The organism is Streptomyces sp. NBC_00503 (assembly GCF_036346895.1).
Lineage (GTDB): Bacteria > Actinomycetota > Actinomycetes > Streptomycetales > Streptomycetaceae > Streptomyces.
In genome coordinates, this window is record NZ_CP107855.1 from 6538990 (window position 1) to 6552338 (window position 13349).

Annotated in this window: 14 protein-coding genes; 12 read left to right on the forward strand and 2 right to left on the reverse strand. The window is 69.1% G+C overall.

Going from position 1 to position 13349, the window contains the following annotated elements; all coding sequences use genetic code 11:
* Positions 1-194: 194 nt before the first annotated feature.
* The 12 genes from OG490_RS29855 (at position 195) to OG490_RS29910 (ending at position 10193) form a co-directional block, all read left to right on the forward strand.
* On the forward strand, positions 195-1205 hold the full coding sequence (locus OG490_RS29855; RefSeq protein ID WP_330299365.1) for a sugar ABC transporter substrate-binding protein: 1011 nt from the start codon (positions 195-197) through the stop codon (positions 1203-1205).
* On the forward strand, positions 1202-2233 hold the full coding sequence (locus OG490_RS29860) for an ABC transporter permease (protein ID WP_330299366.1): 1032 nt from the start codon (positions 1202-1204) through the stop codon (positions 2231-2233). Before OG490_RS29855 ends, OG490_RS29860 begins: the two co-directional genes overlap by 4 nt.
* Positions 2230-3105, forward strand: a complete 876-nt coding sequence (locus tag OG490_RS29865; RefSeq protein ID WP_330299367.1) for an ATP-binding cassette domain-containing protein — start codon at positions 2230-2232, stop codon at positions 3103-3105. The genes OG490_RS29860 and OG490_RS29865 overlap by 4 nt, the downstream gene beginning before the upstream one ends.
* Positions 3106-3121: 16 nt before the next feature.
* The gene (locus tag OG490_RS29870; protein ID WP_330299368.1) at positions 3122-4282 is read left to right on the forward strand and encodes an ROK family glucokinase; all 1161 of its coding nucleotides are present in this window, start codon (positions 3122-3124) and stop codon (positions 4280-4282) included.
* Complete coding sequence (locus OG490_RS29875; RefSeq protein ID WP_330299369.1) at positions 4279-4866, forward strand: hypothetical protein; 588 nt, start codon at positions 4279-4281, stop codon at positions 4864-4866. Before OG490_RS29870 ends, OG490_RS29875 begins: the two co-directional genes overlap by 4 nt.
* Before the next feature lie 15 nt (positions 4867-4881).
* Positions 4882-5514 (forward strand): MBL fold metallo-hydrolase, encoded by a 633-nt coding sequence (locus OG490_RS29880; protein ID WP_330299370.1) that lies wholly within the window; start codon positions 4882-4884, stop codon positions 5512-5514.
* Positions 5515-5544: 30 nt separating this feature from the next.
* The gene (locus OG490_RS29885) at positions 5545-6324 is read left to right on the forward strand and encodes an exodeoxyribonuclease III (RefSeq protein ID WP_330299371.1); all 780 of its coding nucleotides are present in this window, start codon (positions 5545-5547) and stop codon (positions 6322-6324) included.
* 64 nt (positions 6325-6388) lie between these two features.
* The gene (locus tag OG490_RS29890) at positions 6389-6829 is read left to right on the forward strand and encodes a DUF6278 family protein (RefSeq protein ID WP_330299372.1); all 441 of its coding nucleotides are present in this window, start codon (positions 6389-6391) and stop codon (positions 6827-6829) included.
* 107 nt (positions 6830-6936) lie between these two features.
* Positions 6937-7680, forward strand: a complete 744-nt coding sequence (locus OG490_RS29895; protein ID WP_330299373.1) for an amino acid ABC transporter ATP-binding protein — start codon at positions 6937-6939, stop codon at positions 7678-7680.
* 70 nt (positions 7681-7750) lie between these two features.
* Complete coding sequence (locus OG490_RS29900) at positions 7751-8647, forward strand: glutamate ABC transporter substrate-binding protein (RefSeq protein WP_330301124.1); 897 nt, start codon at positions 7751-7753, stop codon at positions 8645-8647.
* A gap of 17 nt (positions 8648-8664) precedes the next feature.
* Positions 8665-9309, forward strand: coding sequence for an amino acid ABC transporter permease (locus OG490_RS29905; protein WP_330299374.1), 645 nt, complete (start codon positions 8665-8667; stop codon positions 9307-9309).
* Positions 9306-10193 (forward strand): amino acid ABC transporter permease, encoded by an 888-nt coding sequence (locus tag OG490_RS29910; RefSeq protein ID WP_330299375.1) that lies wholly within the window; start codon positions 9306-9308, stop codon positions 10191-10193. Before OG490_RS29905 ends, OG490_RS29910 begins: the two co-directional genes overlap by 4 nt.
* Before the next feature lie 53 nt (positions 10194-10246).
* On the opposite strand, the gene OG490_RS29915 is transcribed toward OG490_RS29910, so the two are convergent.
* A complete protein-coding gene (locus OG490_RS29915; protein ID WP_330299376.1) occupies positions 10247-11845 on the reverse strand; it encodes an alpha/beta fold hydrolase in 1599 nt (532 codons plus the stop codon).
* Between the two features lie 108 nt (positions 11846-11953).
* On the reverse strand, positions 11954-13117 hold the full coding sequence (locus OG490_RS29920) for a L,D-transpeptidase (RefSeq protein WP_330299377.1): 1164 nt from the start codon (positions 13115-13117) through the stop codon (positions 11954-11956).
* Positions 13118-13349: the final 232 nt, after the last annotated feature.

The following is a 13349-nucleotide window of genomic DNA, read 5'->3' on the forward strand; positions in this document are numbered from 1 at the left end:
ACCTGTCAATCTGCCCGGCTGCGTCCCGAAGGGTCCGCGATGCCCCCGATGACCTTGCATGGTGCACTGTGACGGATACTGGGCGGCTGCGGCTCGAAAGACATGACCGCTCCAGACATGAACGCTGCGGACACGAACGCTGTGGCAAGCGCGGCGGGGCAGCGGCGGCAGGACGAGGGAAAGGCGCGGCAGACGTGGCTAGGGTTCGGACAGGGGTGCGCGTCGTGGGCGCGGTGCTCGCGGCGGTACTGGGCGCCTCCCTCGTGGGCTGCAGCAGTACGGGCGGCAAGCGCGCCGAGGATCGTGCGAAGGCCGAGGCGGCGGGCAGGCCCGCGGTGTCCACCCCGCGCTGGACCTTCGCGATGGTCACCCACGCGGGCGACGGCGACACCTTCTGGGACATCGTGCAGAAGGGCGCCAAGGAGGCCGCGGCGAAGGACAACATCAACTTCGTCTACGCCCACGACGACCAGGCACAGCAGCAGGCGCAGTTCGTCCAGAACGCCATCGACCAGAAGGTCGACGGGCTGATCGTCTCGCTGGCCAAACCCGAGGCCCTCAAGGACGTCCTGGCCAAGGCCGTCAAGGCCGGCATCCCGGTGATCACGGTCAACTCCGGATCCGCCCAGTCGGCCGAGTACGGGGCCCTGACCCACATCGGCCAGGACGAGGAGATCGCCGGAGAGGCGGTCGGCACCGAGCTGACCAAGCGCGGCAGGAAGAAGGCCGTCTGCGTCCTGCACGAGCAGGGCAACGTGGGCCACGAGCAGCGCTGCGCCGGGGCCAAGAAGACGTTCGGCGGGATTATGGAGAACCTGTACGTGGAGGGCACCAACATGCCCTCCGTCCAGGCCTCCCTCCAGGCCAAGCTCCAGGCCGACCCGGACATCGACGCGATCGTCACCCTCGGCGCGCCCTTCGCCCCCACCGCCGTCAAGGCGAAGGAGTCGGCGGGCAGCAAGGCCGAGGTGGACACCTTCGACCTGAACGCCTCCGTGGCCCGCGACCTGAAGTCCGGCGCCCTCGGCTTCGCCGTCGACCAGCAGCCCTACCTCCAGGGGTACGAGGCCGTCGACCTGCTCTGGCTCAACCGGTACAACGCCGACGTGCTCGGCGGCGGCCGCCCGGTCCTGACCGGTCCGCAGATCGTCACCGCGGCCGAGGCCGCCAAGCTGGAGGAGTTCATCAAGCGGGGGAGCCGATGAGCACGGCCACCTCCGTCGACGAGCGGCTCGCCCCGACCTCCCTGGTCCGCAAGCTGCTCGGCCGGCCCGAGCTCGGCGCGGTCGTGGGCGCGGCCGCCGTCTTCGTCTTCTTCTCCTTCGCCGCCGACAGCTTCCTGCGGGCCTCCAGCCTGAGCACGGTCCTGTACTCGGCCTCCACCATCGGCATCATGGCCGTCCCGGTGGCCCTGCTCATGATCGGCGGGGAGTTCGACCTGTCCGCCGGTGTCATGGTCACCACCTCGGCGCTGTTCAGCTCGATGTTCAGCTACCAGATGACCGCCAACGTCTGGGCCGGCGTCCTCGTGTCGCTCCTGGTCACCCTGGCGATCGGTTTCTTCAACGGGTTCATGCTGACCCGTACGAAACTCCCGAGCTTCATCATCACGCTCGGCACCTTCCTGATGCTGACCGGCCTGAACCTCGGCTTCACCAAGCTGATCAGCGGCTCGGTCTCCACCAAGACCATCGCCGACATGGAGGGCTTCGACTCCGCCCGAGCCCTCTTCGCCTCGCAGTGGACCTTCGGCTCGGTCACCCTCAAGGTCACCATCCTGTGGTGGCTGGTCCTGGTCGCCGTGGCCACCTGGATCCTGCTGCGCACCCGCGCCGGGAACTGGATCTTCGCCGTCGGCGGCGGGGCGGACGCCGCCCGTGCCACCGGCGTCCCGGTCGTGAAGACCCGTATCGGCCTGTACATGGGCGTCGCCCTGTGCGCCTGGATCTCCGGGCAGCACATCCTCTTCTCGTTCGACGTCGTCCAGTCGGGCGAAGGCGTCGGCAACGAGTTCCTGTACATCATCGCGGCCGTCATCGGCGGGTGCCTGATGACCGGCGGCTACGGCTCGGCCATCGGCTCCGCCGTGGGCGCCTTCATCTTCGGCATGACCAGCAACGGCATCGTGTACGCGCAGTGGAACCCGGACTGGTTCAAGTTCTTCCTCGGCGCGATGCTGCTGCTGGCCACGCTGCTCAACGCATGGGTCCGCAAGCGGGCGGAGGCGAAATGACGACGAACGAGACCGGGAAAGCATCCCCGGCCGACGTGCCCGCCCTGGTGAAGCTGACCGACGTCAGCAAGTACTACGGCAACATCCGCGCCCTCCAGGGCGTCTCCCTGGAGGTCTCGGCGGGCGAGATCACGTGTGTCCTCGGGGACAACGGCGCCGGCAAGTCCACCCTCATCAAGATCATCGCGGGGCTGCACCGGCACGACGCCGGCACCTTCGAGATCGAGGGCGAGGAGACCGTGCTCGCCAACCCGCGCGCCGCCCTCGACCACGGCATCGCCACCGTCTACCAGGACCTCGCCGTGGTCCCGCTGATGCCCGTCTGGCGGAACTTCTTCCTCGGCTCCGAGCCCACCAGGGGCCGCGGCCCCTTCCGCCGCCTCGACGTGGAGCTCATGCGCGAGACCACCCGCGCCGAACTGCTGCGCATGGGCATCGACCTGCGCGACGTGGACCAGCCCATCGGCACCCTGTCCGGCGGCGAACGCCAGTGCGTGGCCATCGCCCGCGCCGTCCACTTCGGCGCGAAGGTCCTCGTACTCGACGAGCCCACCGCGGCCCTCGGCGTCAAACAGTCCGGCGTGGTCCTCAAGTACGTCGCCGCCGCCCGCGACGCGGGTCTCGGCGTGGTCCTGATCACCCACAACCCGCACCACGCCTACCTGGTCGGGAACCGGTTCGTGCTGCTCAAGCGCGGCACCATGGCGGGCAGCCATACTCGCGACTCGATCAGCCTGGACGAGCTCACCCGGCAGATGGCGGGCGGCTCCGAGCTGGACGAACTGAGCCACGAACTGGAGCGAGTGGCAGAATCAGGACCTGACAACGCATCCGGCCCCACCAAGGGCACCACCGGCACCACCGCATCCTGAGGGACGACACGAGTCGATGAGCACGTACCGGGACTTCACGCTCGCCCACCGGGGGGCGGCGCGAGGCACCGTCCTGCGGACCATCGGAACCCGTGAGCGCAGGTCGCACCTGACCGCACCGCGCGTCCCGACCGTCGGCATCGACATCGGCGGCACCAAGGTGATGGCCGGTGTGGTCGACGCCGACGGGATCATCCTGGAGAAGATCCGGGCCGAGACCCCCGACAAGTCCAAGAGCGCCAAGGTGGTCGAGGACACCATCGTCGAGCTGGTCCTGGACCTCTCCGACCGGCACGACGTGCACGCGGTGGGCATCGGCGCGGCCGGCTGGGTCGACGCCGACCGCTCCCGCGTGCTCTTCGCCCCGCACCTGGCCTGGCGCGACGAGCCGCTGCGCGACGCCCTCCAGTCCCGGCTCGCGGTCCCGGTCATGGTGGACAACGATGCCAACACCGCCGCCTGGGCCGAATGGCGCTTCGGCGCGGGCCGCGGCGAGGACCACCTGGTCATGATCACGCTGGGCACCGGCATCGGCGGGGCCATCCTCGAAGGCGGCCAGGTCAAGCGCGGCCGCTACGGCGTGGCCGGCGAATTCGGGCACATGCAGGTCGTCCCCGGCGGCCACCGCTGCCCCTGCGGCAACCGCGGCTGCTGGGAGCAGTACAGCTCCGGCAACGCCCTGGTCCGCGAGGCCCGCGAGCTGGCCGCGGCCGACTCCCCGGTCGCGTACAACATCATCGCCAGGGTCGGCGGCAACGTCCACGAGATCACCGGACCGCTCATCACCGAGCTGGCCCGCGAAGGCGATGCCATGTGCATCGAACTCCTCCAGGACATCGGCCAGTGGCTCGGCGTGGGCATCGCCAACCTCGCCGCCGCCCTCGACCCCTCCTGCTTCGTCATCGGCGGCGGCGTCAGCGCCGCCGACGACCTGCTGATCGGCCCCGCCCGCGACGCCTTCCGCCGCCACCTCACCGGCCGCGGCTACCGCCCCGAGGCCCGGATCGCCAAGGCCCAGCTCGGCCCCGAGGCCGGCATGGTCGGTGCGGCCGACCTCGCCCGGCTGGTCGCCCGGCGCTTCCGCCGCGCCACGCGCCGGCGCGTCGAGCGGTACGAGCGCTACGCGCAGTTCGGCCGGCGCGACGCCGACGGCCCCGAAGAGCAGGGAAAGCCGTGACTCCGCCGACCCTGCCCCACCAGGCCCAGTCCCCGGACCAGGGCCCCGCGAGGCTGCCCGCCGAGGACCGCAAGCACGTGGTGCGGCGCCGCTGGATCACCGCGATCATCATCCTGCTGCTGGTCGGGGTCCCGGCCGGCTACCTCGCCGTCTCCGCGCAGCAGAGCCGCGAGAGCGGCCGCGACAAGGCGGCCAAGGTCGGCGCCGTCAAGGTGCGCACGGCCTGGCCCTCCCAGGTGCAGCGCAGCATCTACGAGGTCCCGATCCCGCCGAACGCCTGGCGGGTCGGGTACCTGGAGACCAACAACTGGCACACCAGCCGCCTGTACGTCCAGTTCGCCGTCACCCCGGATCAGCTCGACGTCTTCCTGGCCGACTGCGGCACCAGCCGCGCGGCGCTGACCCCGGGGCCCTCGATCTCCCCGGAGGACGCCGAGATCGCGGGCTGGGTGTGGAGCCCGGCGAAGTCCTGGTCCGGGGTCACCCTCGACGCCGCGGAACCCCGGCCGACCCGGGACATCACCGTGGACCTCACCGAGCCGAACATCCCCAGGGTGTACGTGGTCTCCACTGCGGTGCCGTAGGCCTAGCCTCGGATCATGAAACTCACCAAGCGGCTGCACTCCTGCGTCCAGCTGGAGAAGGACGGGCGCACCCTCGTCATCGACCCGGGCACCTTCAGCGAACCGGACGCCGGCCTCGGGGCCGACGCGCTGCTCGTCACTCACGAGCACCCCGACCACTTCGAGGAGGGCCGGCTGCGGGCGGCCCTCGACGCGAATCCGGCCGCACAGCTGTGGACCCTGCGCAGCGTCGCCGAGAAGCTGGCCCCCGCCTACCCGGGACGCGTGCACACCGTGGGTCACGGGGACACCTTCACCGCGGCGGGATTCGACGTGCAGGTCCACGGCGAGCTGCACGCCGTGATCCATCCGGACATCCCGCGGATCACCAATGTCGGCTACCTGGTGGACGCTTCCCTCTTCCACCCGGGGGACGCGCTGACCGTGCCCGGGGCCGCCGTCGAGACCCTGATGCTCCCGGTGCACGCGCCCTGGAACAAGATCGCCGAGGTGATCGACTACGTCCGCGAGGTCAAGCCGAACCAGGCCTTCGCCATCCACGACGTGGGTCTGACCGACGTGGTGCTGCCGATCTACGCCACCCAGATCGGGAACCTCGGCGGCGCCCCGTACGGCCGACTCACCGCCGGGGACAGCGCGGACCTGTGACTGTCGGTGCCGGGCGGTAAGTTGTCGGGCATGCGTATCGCCACGTTCAACGTCAACTCGATCACCGCCCGGCTGCCGCGCCTGCTGGCCTGGCTGGAGAGCTCCGGCACCGATGTCCTGTGCATTCAGGAGACCAAGTGCTCCGAGGAGCAGTTCCCGTACGAGGAGCTGCGCGAGCTGGGCTACGAGTCGGCCGTCAACGCCACCGGCAGGTGGAACGGGGTGGCACTGCTCTCCAAGGTGGGCTTGGAGGACGTGGTCGTCGGCCTGCCCGGCGGGCCCGAGTACGAGGGGGCCCAGGAGCCCCGCGCCATCTCCGCCACCTGCGGCGGGGTCCGCGTCTGGTCGGTGTACGTGCCCAACGGGCGCGAGGTCGAGCACGACCACTACGGCTACAAGCTGGACTGGTTCCGCGCGCTGACCGCCGCCGTCACGGAAGACGCGGCGGGGGAGCGCCCGTTCGCGGTGCTCGGCGACTTCAACGTGGCCCCGACCGACGAGGACGTCTACGACCCGTCCGTCTTCGAGGGCGCCACCCACGTCACCCCGGCCGAGCGGGCGGCGCTGGAGCAGCTGCGGGCCCTGGGGCTCTCCGACGTCTTCCCGCGCCCGCTCAAGTACGACCGGCCGTACACCTTCTGGGACTACCGGATGCTCGCCTTCCCGAAGAACAAGGGAATGCGCATCGACCTGGTCTACGGGAACGCGGCGTTCACCAAGGCCGTCACGGACTCCTACGTGGACCGTGAGGAGCGCAAGGGCAAGGGTGCCTCCGACCACGCGCCGGTCGTCGTGGACCTGGAGGTTTAGCCCGTCTGTTCCAGAACAGGCGCGTCCTGTCGCCCGCCGGGGATCCGGGTGCAAGGCTGGGTGCATGAACATCCCTTTCCTGGCCAACTGGCTGAACCGGCACGAAACGGATCAGGGCGCTGGACTCGCCGCCGCCCTCGCGGACGACCCCGAGGGCATCAACGAGTTGTTCGCGGAATGCGAGATGCTGCGCGCCCACGCGCGGTCGGCCGGGCTCGAACTCGACGAGAGCCCGCGCTCGTTGGAGGAGCTCGACCAGCTGATGCCCCGCTGGCGCCGGGATCCGGAGATCACCCCGTGGCTCGGCAACGACGCGGGCTTCTACCTCGGGACCGTGATCATCCGGACCATCCCGGGCGCCGGCTGGCAGGTGTGGCCCAACGGCCAGCCGATGATCCGGCTGGCCTCGGGCCGCGAGCTGAACGTGGTCGAGTCGGGGGTCTCCTGGGCGATGACCGGTTCCCCCGAGCTCAGCCAGGCGTACGCCGAAGCCTCGGAAGGCTGAGCTCGGATCCCTTTATGCGGCTTTTAGGCGTGTCGAGGCGAAGTGCCCTTCCGCGGCTGGATAGTTTGCGCTGACCTCGACACACCGACAAGTGGGCAGGGCAGCGTATGGCCGTCGATCCGTTGATCGAGCTGCGGGACGTCAACAAGTACTACGGGAAGTTGCACGTCCTCCAGGACATCAACCTCACCGTCGGCCGCGGGGAGGTGGTGGTGGTCATCGGCCCCTCCGGCTCCGGGAAGTCGACGCTGTGCCGGGCGGTCAACCGGCTGGAGACCATCGAATCGGGCACGATCATGCTCGACGGCAAGCCGCTGCCCGCCGAGGGCAAGGAGCTCGCCGCACTGCGTGCGGACGTCGGGATGGTCTTCCAGTCCTTCAACCTCTTCGCGCACAAGACCGTCCTCGCCAACGTCTCCCTCGCCCAGATCAAGGTCAGGAAGCGCAAGCGGGACGAGGCCGACAAGCGCTCCCGGGAGCTGCTGGACCGGGTGGGCCTGGCGAACCAGGCCGAGAAGTTCCCCGCCCAGCTCTCCGGCGGCCAGCAGCAGCGCGTGGCCATCGCCCGTGCGCTCGCCATGAACCCCAAGGCCCTGCTTTTCGACGAGCCCACCTCCGCGCTCGACCCGGAGATGATCAACGAGGTGCTGGAGGTCATGCAGCAGCTCGCCGCCGAGGGCATGACCATGGTCGTGGTCACCCACGAGATGGGCTTCGCCCGCTCCGCCGCCAACCGCGTCGTGTTCATGGCCGACGGGAAGATCATCGAGGACCGGACCCCGGAGGCCTTCTTCACCGCCCCCGAGAGCGACCGGGCCAAGGACTTCCTCTCCAAGATCCTCAAGCACTGAGGGCGGCCCGGTGAACCACACGGACAAGCCCGGCACGTCCGCCGGCGCCCGCACCAGTACGCGTACCCGTATCCGCGCCCTGCTCCTGACCCTCGCGCTCCTGGGAGCCGTCGCCGGCTGCGGCAAGTCCGGCAGCCCGCCGGTCAAGGGGCCGCAGCCCGAGGACCTGCCCGTCTACCAGGTCGCGACCGGCTTCCAGCTGCCGGACTCCCCGACCTGGGAGAAGGCCAAGCGGCGCGGCCACCTCGTGGTCGGCGCCAAGGAGGACCAGCCGTACATGGGGGAGAAGGACCCCTCGAGCGGCAGCTACTCCGGGTTCGACATCGAGATCGCCAAGATGATGTCCGCCTCGCTCGGCTTCGACCCCAAGACGGTGGAGTTCAAGACCATCGCCTCCGCCAACCGCGAGACGGCCCTGCAGAACGGCCAGATCGACTACTACGTCGGCACCTACACGATCAACGACAACCGCAAGAAGCAGGTCGGCTTCGCCGGCCCCTACTTCCTGGCCGGCCAGTCGCTGCTCGTGCGCAAGGGGGAGACGCAGATCAAGGGCCCCGAGGACCTCGCGGGCAAGAAGGTCTGCTCGGCCGCCGGCTCCACCCCCTACCAGCGGCTCCAGCGGGAGTTCCCGCGCGCCGTCCTCGTCGCCTACGACACCTACTCGGTCTGCGTGGACAACCTGCTGACCTTCCAGGTCGACGCCGTCTCCACCGACGACTCCATCCTCCTCGGCTACGCGGCCAAGGTCCCCGAGGAGCTCAAGGTGGTCGGCAAGCCCTTCTCCGAGGAGCCCTACGGCATCGGGGTCCCGCGCTCCGACAACGCCCTGCGCTTCGCCCTCGACGACGCCCTCGCCGAGAACGAGAAGAACGGGAACTGGAAGAAGGCCTTCGAGGCCACCCTCGGCCTGTCCGGCAAGCCCGCACCGAAGCCGCCCGCCATCGACCGCTACCCGGCGAGCTGAGGGGAGAGCACACCGCCATGAAGGTACTCACCGACAACTTCGCGCTCTACGGGAAGGGCTTCCTCGGCACCGTCGAGCTCACGGTCTACGCCTCGCTCGTCGCCCTGGTCCTCGGCTTCCTGATGGCCTCTTTCCGCGTCGCCCCCGTCGGCTCCTTCCGGGTCTTCGGCACCGTCTGGGTGACCCTCCTGCGCAACACCCCGCTCACCCTGCTCTTCTTCGCCGTCCTGCTCGGCCTGCCGCGCTTCGGCCTGGTCCTGCCCTTCCAGCTCTTCGCCGTCCTCGCACTGGGCTGCTACACCTCCGCCTTCATCTGCGAAGCCCTGCGCTCCGGCATCAACACCGTGCCCAAGGGCCAGGGCGAGGCGGCCCGGAGCCTGGGCATGTCCTTCGGGCAGACCCTGGGCACCGTCGTGCTCCCGCAGGCCTTCCGCTCCGTCATCCCGCCCATCGGCTCCACGCTGATCGCGCTCGCCAAGAACTCGGCGATCGCCGGCGCCTTCAGCGTCACCGAGCTCCTGGGCACGTACAAGACCCTCAACGAGCTGGGCTACAGCATCATCTGGACCTTCGTCTGGATCGCCGTGGGCTACCTGATCATCACCCTGTCCATCAGCGCGCTCTTCAACGCGCTGGAGAAGCGCTACGGAGTCGCCCGATGACCGCGCACGCGCTCCACGGGGACCTGGAGTCCACCGCCCTCTACGACCTGCCCGGCCCGCGCGCCCGGCGCCGCCACTTCTTCTACGGGATCGCCTCGACGGCGGTCATCCTCGGCCTGATCGGCTGGCTGCTCTACCTGCTCTTCGACACCGAGCAGTTCACGGCCGCCAAGTGGACCCCCTTCGAGTACAAGGGCATCCAGGAACTGCTGCTCAAGGGGCTCTGGAACACCCTCAAGGCCTTCGCCTACGCCTCGGTGCTCTCGCTCGTCCTCGGCGCGGTGCTCGCCACCGGCCGGCTCTCGGCCCACCGGCCGGTGCGCTGGCTGTCGACGCTGTGCGTGGAGTTCTTCCGGGCCATGCCGGTGCTGGTGATGATCTTCTTCATCTTCGTCGCGCTCAAGGTCCAGCCGCTGCCCGCGCTGGTGGCCGGACTGACCCTGTACAACGGCTCGGTGCTGGCCGAGGTCTTCCGCACCGGGATCAACTCGGTCGAGAAGGGCCAGCGCGAGGCCGCGTACGCCCTGGGCATGCGCAAGACCCAGGTGATGACCTACGTGCTGGCCCCGCAGGGGGTCCGGGCGATGCTGCCCACGATCATCAGCCAGCTGGTGGTGGCCCTGAAGGACACCTCGCTCGGCTACCTGATCACCTACGAGGAGTTCCTGCACGCGGGCAAGCTGATCGCCTCCAACCTCGACTACGACCTGCCGTTCATCCCCGTGGTGATGATCATCTCGCCGATCTACATCGGGATGTGCATGCTGCTCTCCTGGTTCGCCACCTGGGTGGCCCGGCGCGAGCGGCGCAGCCCCAAGACGAAGGCGGTCGACGTCGACATCGAGGCGGCAGGGCCGGGAACGGTGCTGCCGGGCCGGATCTGACCCGAAGGGGGCCGGCCCCCGAGAGCCACACCCGGCCCGGCAGCAGCCGCGGATCACTGCTCGCGCAGCGGCACCGAGACGTACGAGGGATCGGTGCGCGGCGAGGAGAAGGTCAGCTGCGCGCCGGTCGGGTTGTGCTCGATGTACAGCGGGTCGACGGTGTCGACGACGACCGCGAGCCGGTGTCCGGCCGGGACGTCGTAGGCGGTGGAGAAGAGCTCCAGATCCACCCCGAAGGACTGGCCGGCCGGCTTGCCGTGGAAGGTGTACGGGGCGTTGCTGATCAGCTTGCCGATGCCGAGCGGGCCGACGTCGTAGAGGTACGCCACGAAGGTGCCGTCGGACTTCGTGGGCGTGACGGTGGTGTGCACCTTCACCGTGCCGCGTACCCGGCGGTCCTCGGCGTAGCGCGGGGACTGCCAGACGGCGGCGAAGGCGCGGGGGAGCAGCGGGACGGAGACGACCGGGGGCGCCTGGGCGATCTGGTCGAGCAGGCTGGACAGCATGACGATCCCGCCGTCGGCGCCGGAGTCGACGTTGGCGAAGAGGTGCTCGCTGTCGGAGAGCATCAGCTTCTCGGAGCCGCCGGAGCCGACCGACTTCCAGTCGGCGTAGCCCTCGTAGCCGCCGTCGCTGCGGGGCTTGATCTGCACCGGAGCCTCGGTGTCCACGCCGTTGAGCTCGCCCTTGAGGTAGCGGTCGAACCATCTGTGGGCGTTGGTCCAGGTGTCGTTGGGCAGTCCGAACAGGCCGGTGGCCTCGGCGGTGGCGTGGTCGCCCGGACGGAACTCCAGGCGCTTGGGGCCGGTCAGCTTCTCGAAGAACTTGGCGTACTGGTTGGGCGTGAAGATGGTGTCGCCCCAGGCGTTGCCGAGCATGATCGCAGCGCCGTTGGCGTTGATCCGGTCCACCTGCTCGGAGGCCGAGCGCTGCTTGCCCCACTCGATCATCTGCGGTTCCTTGTCCAGATGGGACCCGAGGAAGTCGCCGAGGATCTGCTGCAGTTCGGGGCCCGGACGGCCGGTGAGGAAACCGGCGCCGCCGAGCAGGGCGGCGGCCTGGAGGTGCTGGGTGCGGTTCCCGTAGATGGACTCGATGAGGTCGGCCCAGCCGCTGAGCGCGACCACGGCCTTGACGCGCGGGTCGCGCGCGGAGGCGAGCAGGCTGATGCCGGCACCGTACGAGACCCCGCCCAGGCCGATGTGCGCGGCGTCGGCGGGGGTGTTGGCGAGCGCCCAGTCGATGACGGCGGAGACGTCGGCGGTGTCCGCCGGGCCGGCGGTCTCGATCTCGCCGCCCGAGAGCCAGAAGCCGCGGGAGGTGTAACTGACCACCACGTAGCCGGAGTCGGCGAGCTGCTTGGCCTGTGCGATGTATTCGATCTGCGGCAGGCCCCAGCTGGTGGGCAGGACGATCAGCGGGTACTTCGCGCCCGCCCCGGCGCCGGCCGGGGTGAAGACGTTGCCCTTGAGGGTGATGCCGCCGGAGCCGGGGATGTCGTAGAACCGGAGCTGTGACGTGGTCTCCGAGACGGCGGAGGTCGTGACGGCGGGAGCCGCCTGGGCCTGATGGGGGGCCAGGCCCAGGGCGGCTGCGGCCAGGACGACTGCCATGGCAGTAGCGGTGCTGGTGGTGCGGACCGTGCGGACCATCGATCGCTCCTCGCGTGCGCCGGGTATCAAAGTGACCCGACGGTAACGGGAGGGGCTTACCGGAAGTAACCCGTGAGTAAGTTACGTGCCGGTAACGATTGAATCGTGTCAGCCGTTCTGCGGGGCGCCCGCCAGCTTGCTCTTGGCCTGCCACTGCTCCCAGGACAGGTTCCACTCGCCGTAGCCGTTGCCGATGTCCGCGTTGCCCTTCGAGCCGTCGCCGACGACCTCGAAGGGGTCGCCGGCCTGGGCCGCCGCGAAGAAGGCCTTGGCGTTGGCGTCGCTCATGCCCACACAGCCGGAACTGGTGTTGGCACGGCCGAAGTTGGCGGTGTTCCACGGTGCCGCGTGCACGTACATGCCCGACCAGGTCAGCCGGATCGAGTAGTCGACGTCCTTGTCGTAGGCGTTGCCGAGGCCCACGGTCTCGGAGTTCATCCGGATCGTGCCCTCCTTCAGCATCAGCACCATCTTCCCGCTCCAGGAGGCCTTCTGGCCGCCCGGAGTGCCGGCGGAGATCGGGATGGTGTCCACCGTCTGGCCGTCCTCGGTGACCGCCATCTTGCTCGTGTCGAGGTCCACCTTCATCCGGCGGTCCTTGCCGATCTTGAACTCGGTGCTGTAGTCCTTCACGAACATGCCCCCGCCCGGGCCGGAGTCGACGCCGTTCAGGTGCATGTCGACCTTCACGTCGGTGCCGGACTTCCAGTACTCCTTGGGCCGCCAGTCCACCCGGTCCTTGCCCGAGTAGTCCTTGATCCAGCCCCAGGACCCCTCAGTGTTGTTCGAGGTGGTGACCTTCAGGTCCTTCTCGACCGCGGCCTTGTTCGCCACCGGGTTGTCGAAGACGATCGACACCGGCATGCCCACACCCACGGTGCTGCCCTTGGCGATGTTGATCGAGACCTTGTTGACCTTGTCGGCGGCCGTGGTCTTGAACGTCGTCGTCGCGCTCTGGCTGTCGGTGTTCTGGGCCTCGACCTTGTACTCCGCGCCCGCCGAGGCGTTGCGCTCCGACTTCCAGGTCTTGCCGTCGGCGGATATCTGCCCGGCCAGCTCCCCGCCCTTGGCGTCCGTCACCTTCACCGAGGCGAGCCTGCCGTCCGCGATCGTCACGGTCACCGGCTCGCCCGCCTTGACCTGGTCGCCGGTGAGGTTCACCGACACCGCCATGGCCGGCTTCTGTTTGATCTCCGACTTGGCCGCACCACCCGCCCCGGCGCCGCCGCCGCATGCGGTCAGCGCGGCGGCCAGCAGTGCGGTACCCGCCACCGCGACGTGGCGACTGTGAACCCGAAAGACCCGGCGTGTGCGGCTCAACGAAAACCCCTCCGAAGTGATGGTCGTTCGCAAATGAAGATGCGAACGTCACGACTCTAGGTTGCAGGAGATGCGGAAAAGATCAGGAATCCGCTTGTGACATGGACCGCAGCGATACGGTCATCGTCCGGTCACAATCACCGCGCACTTCGGTCATGGACAGCTGTGAGAGTCCTGTGCATCC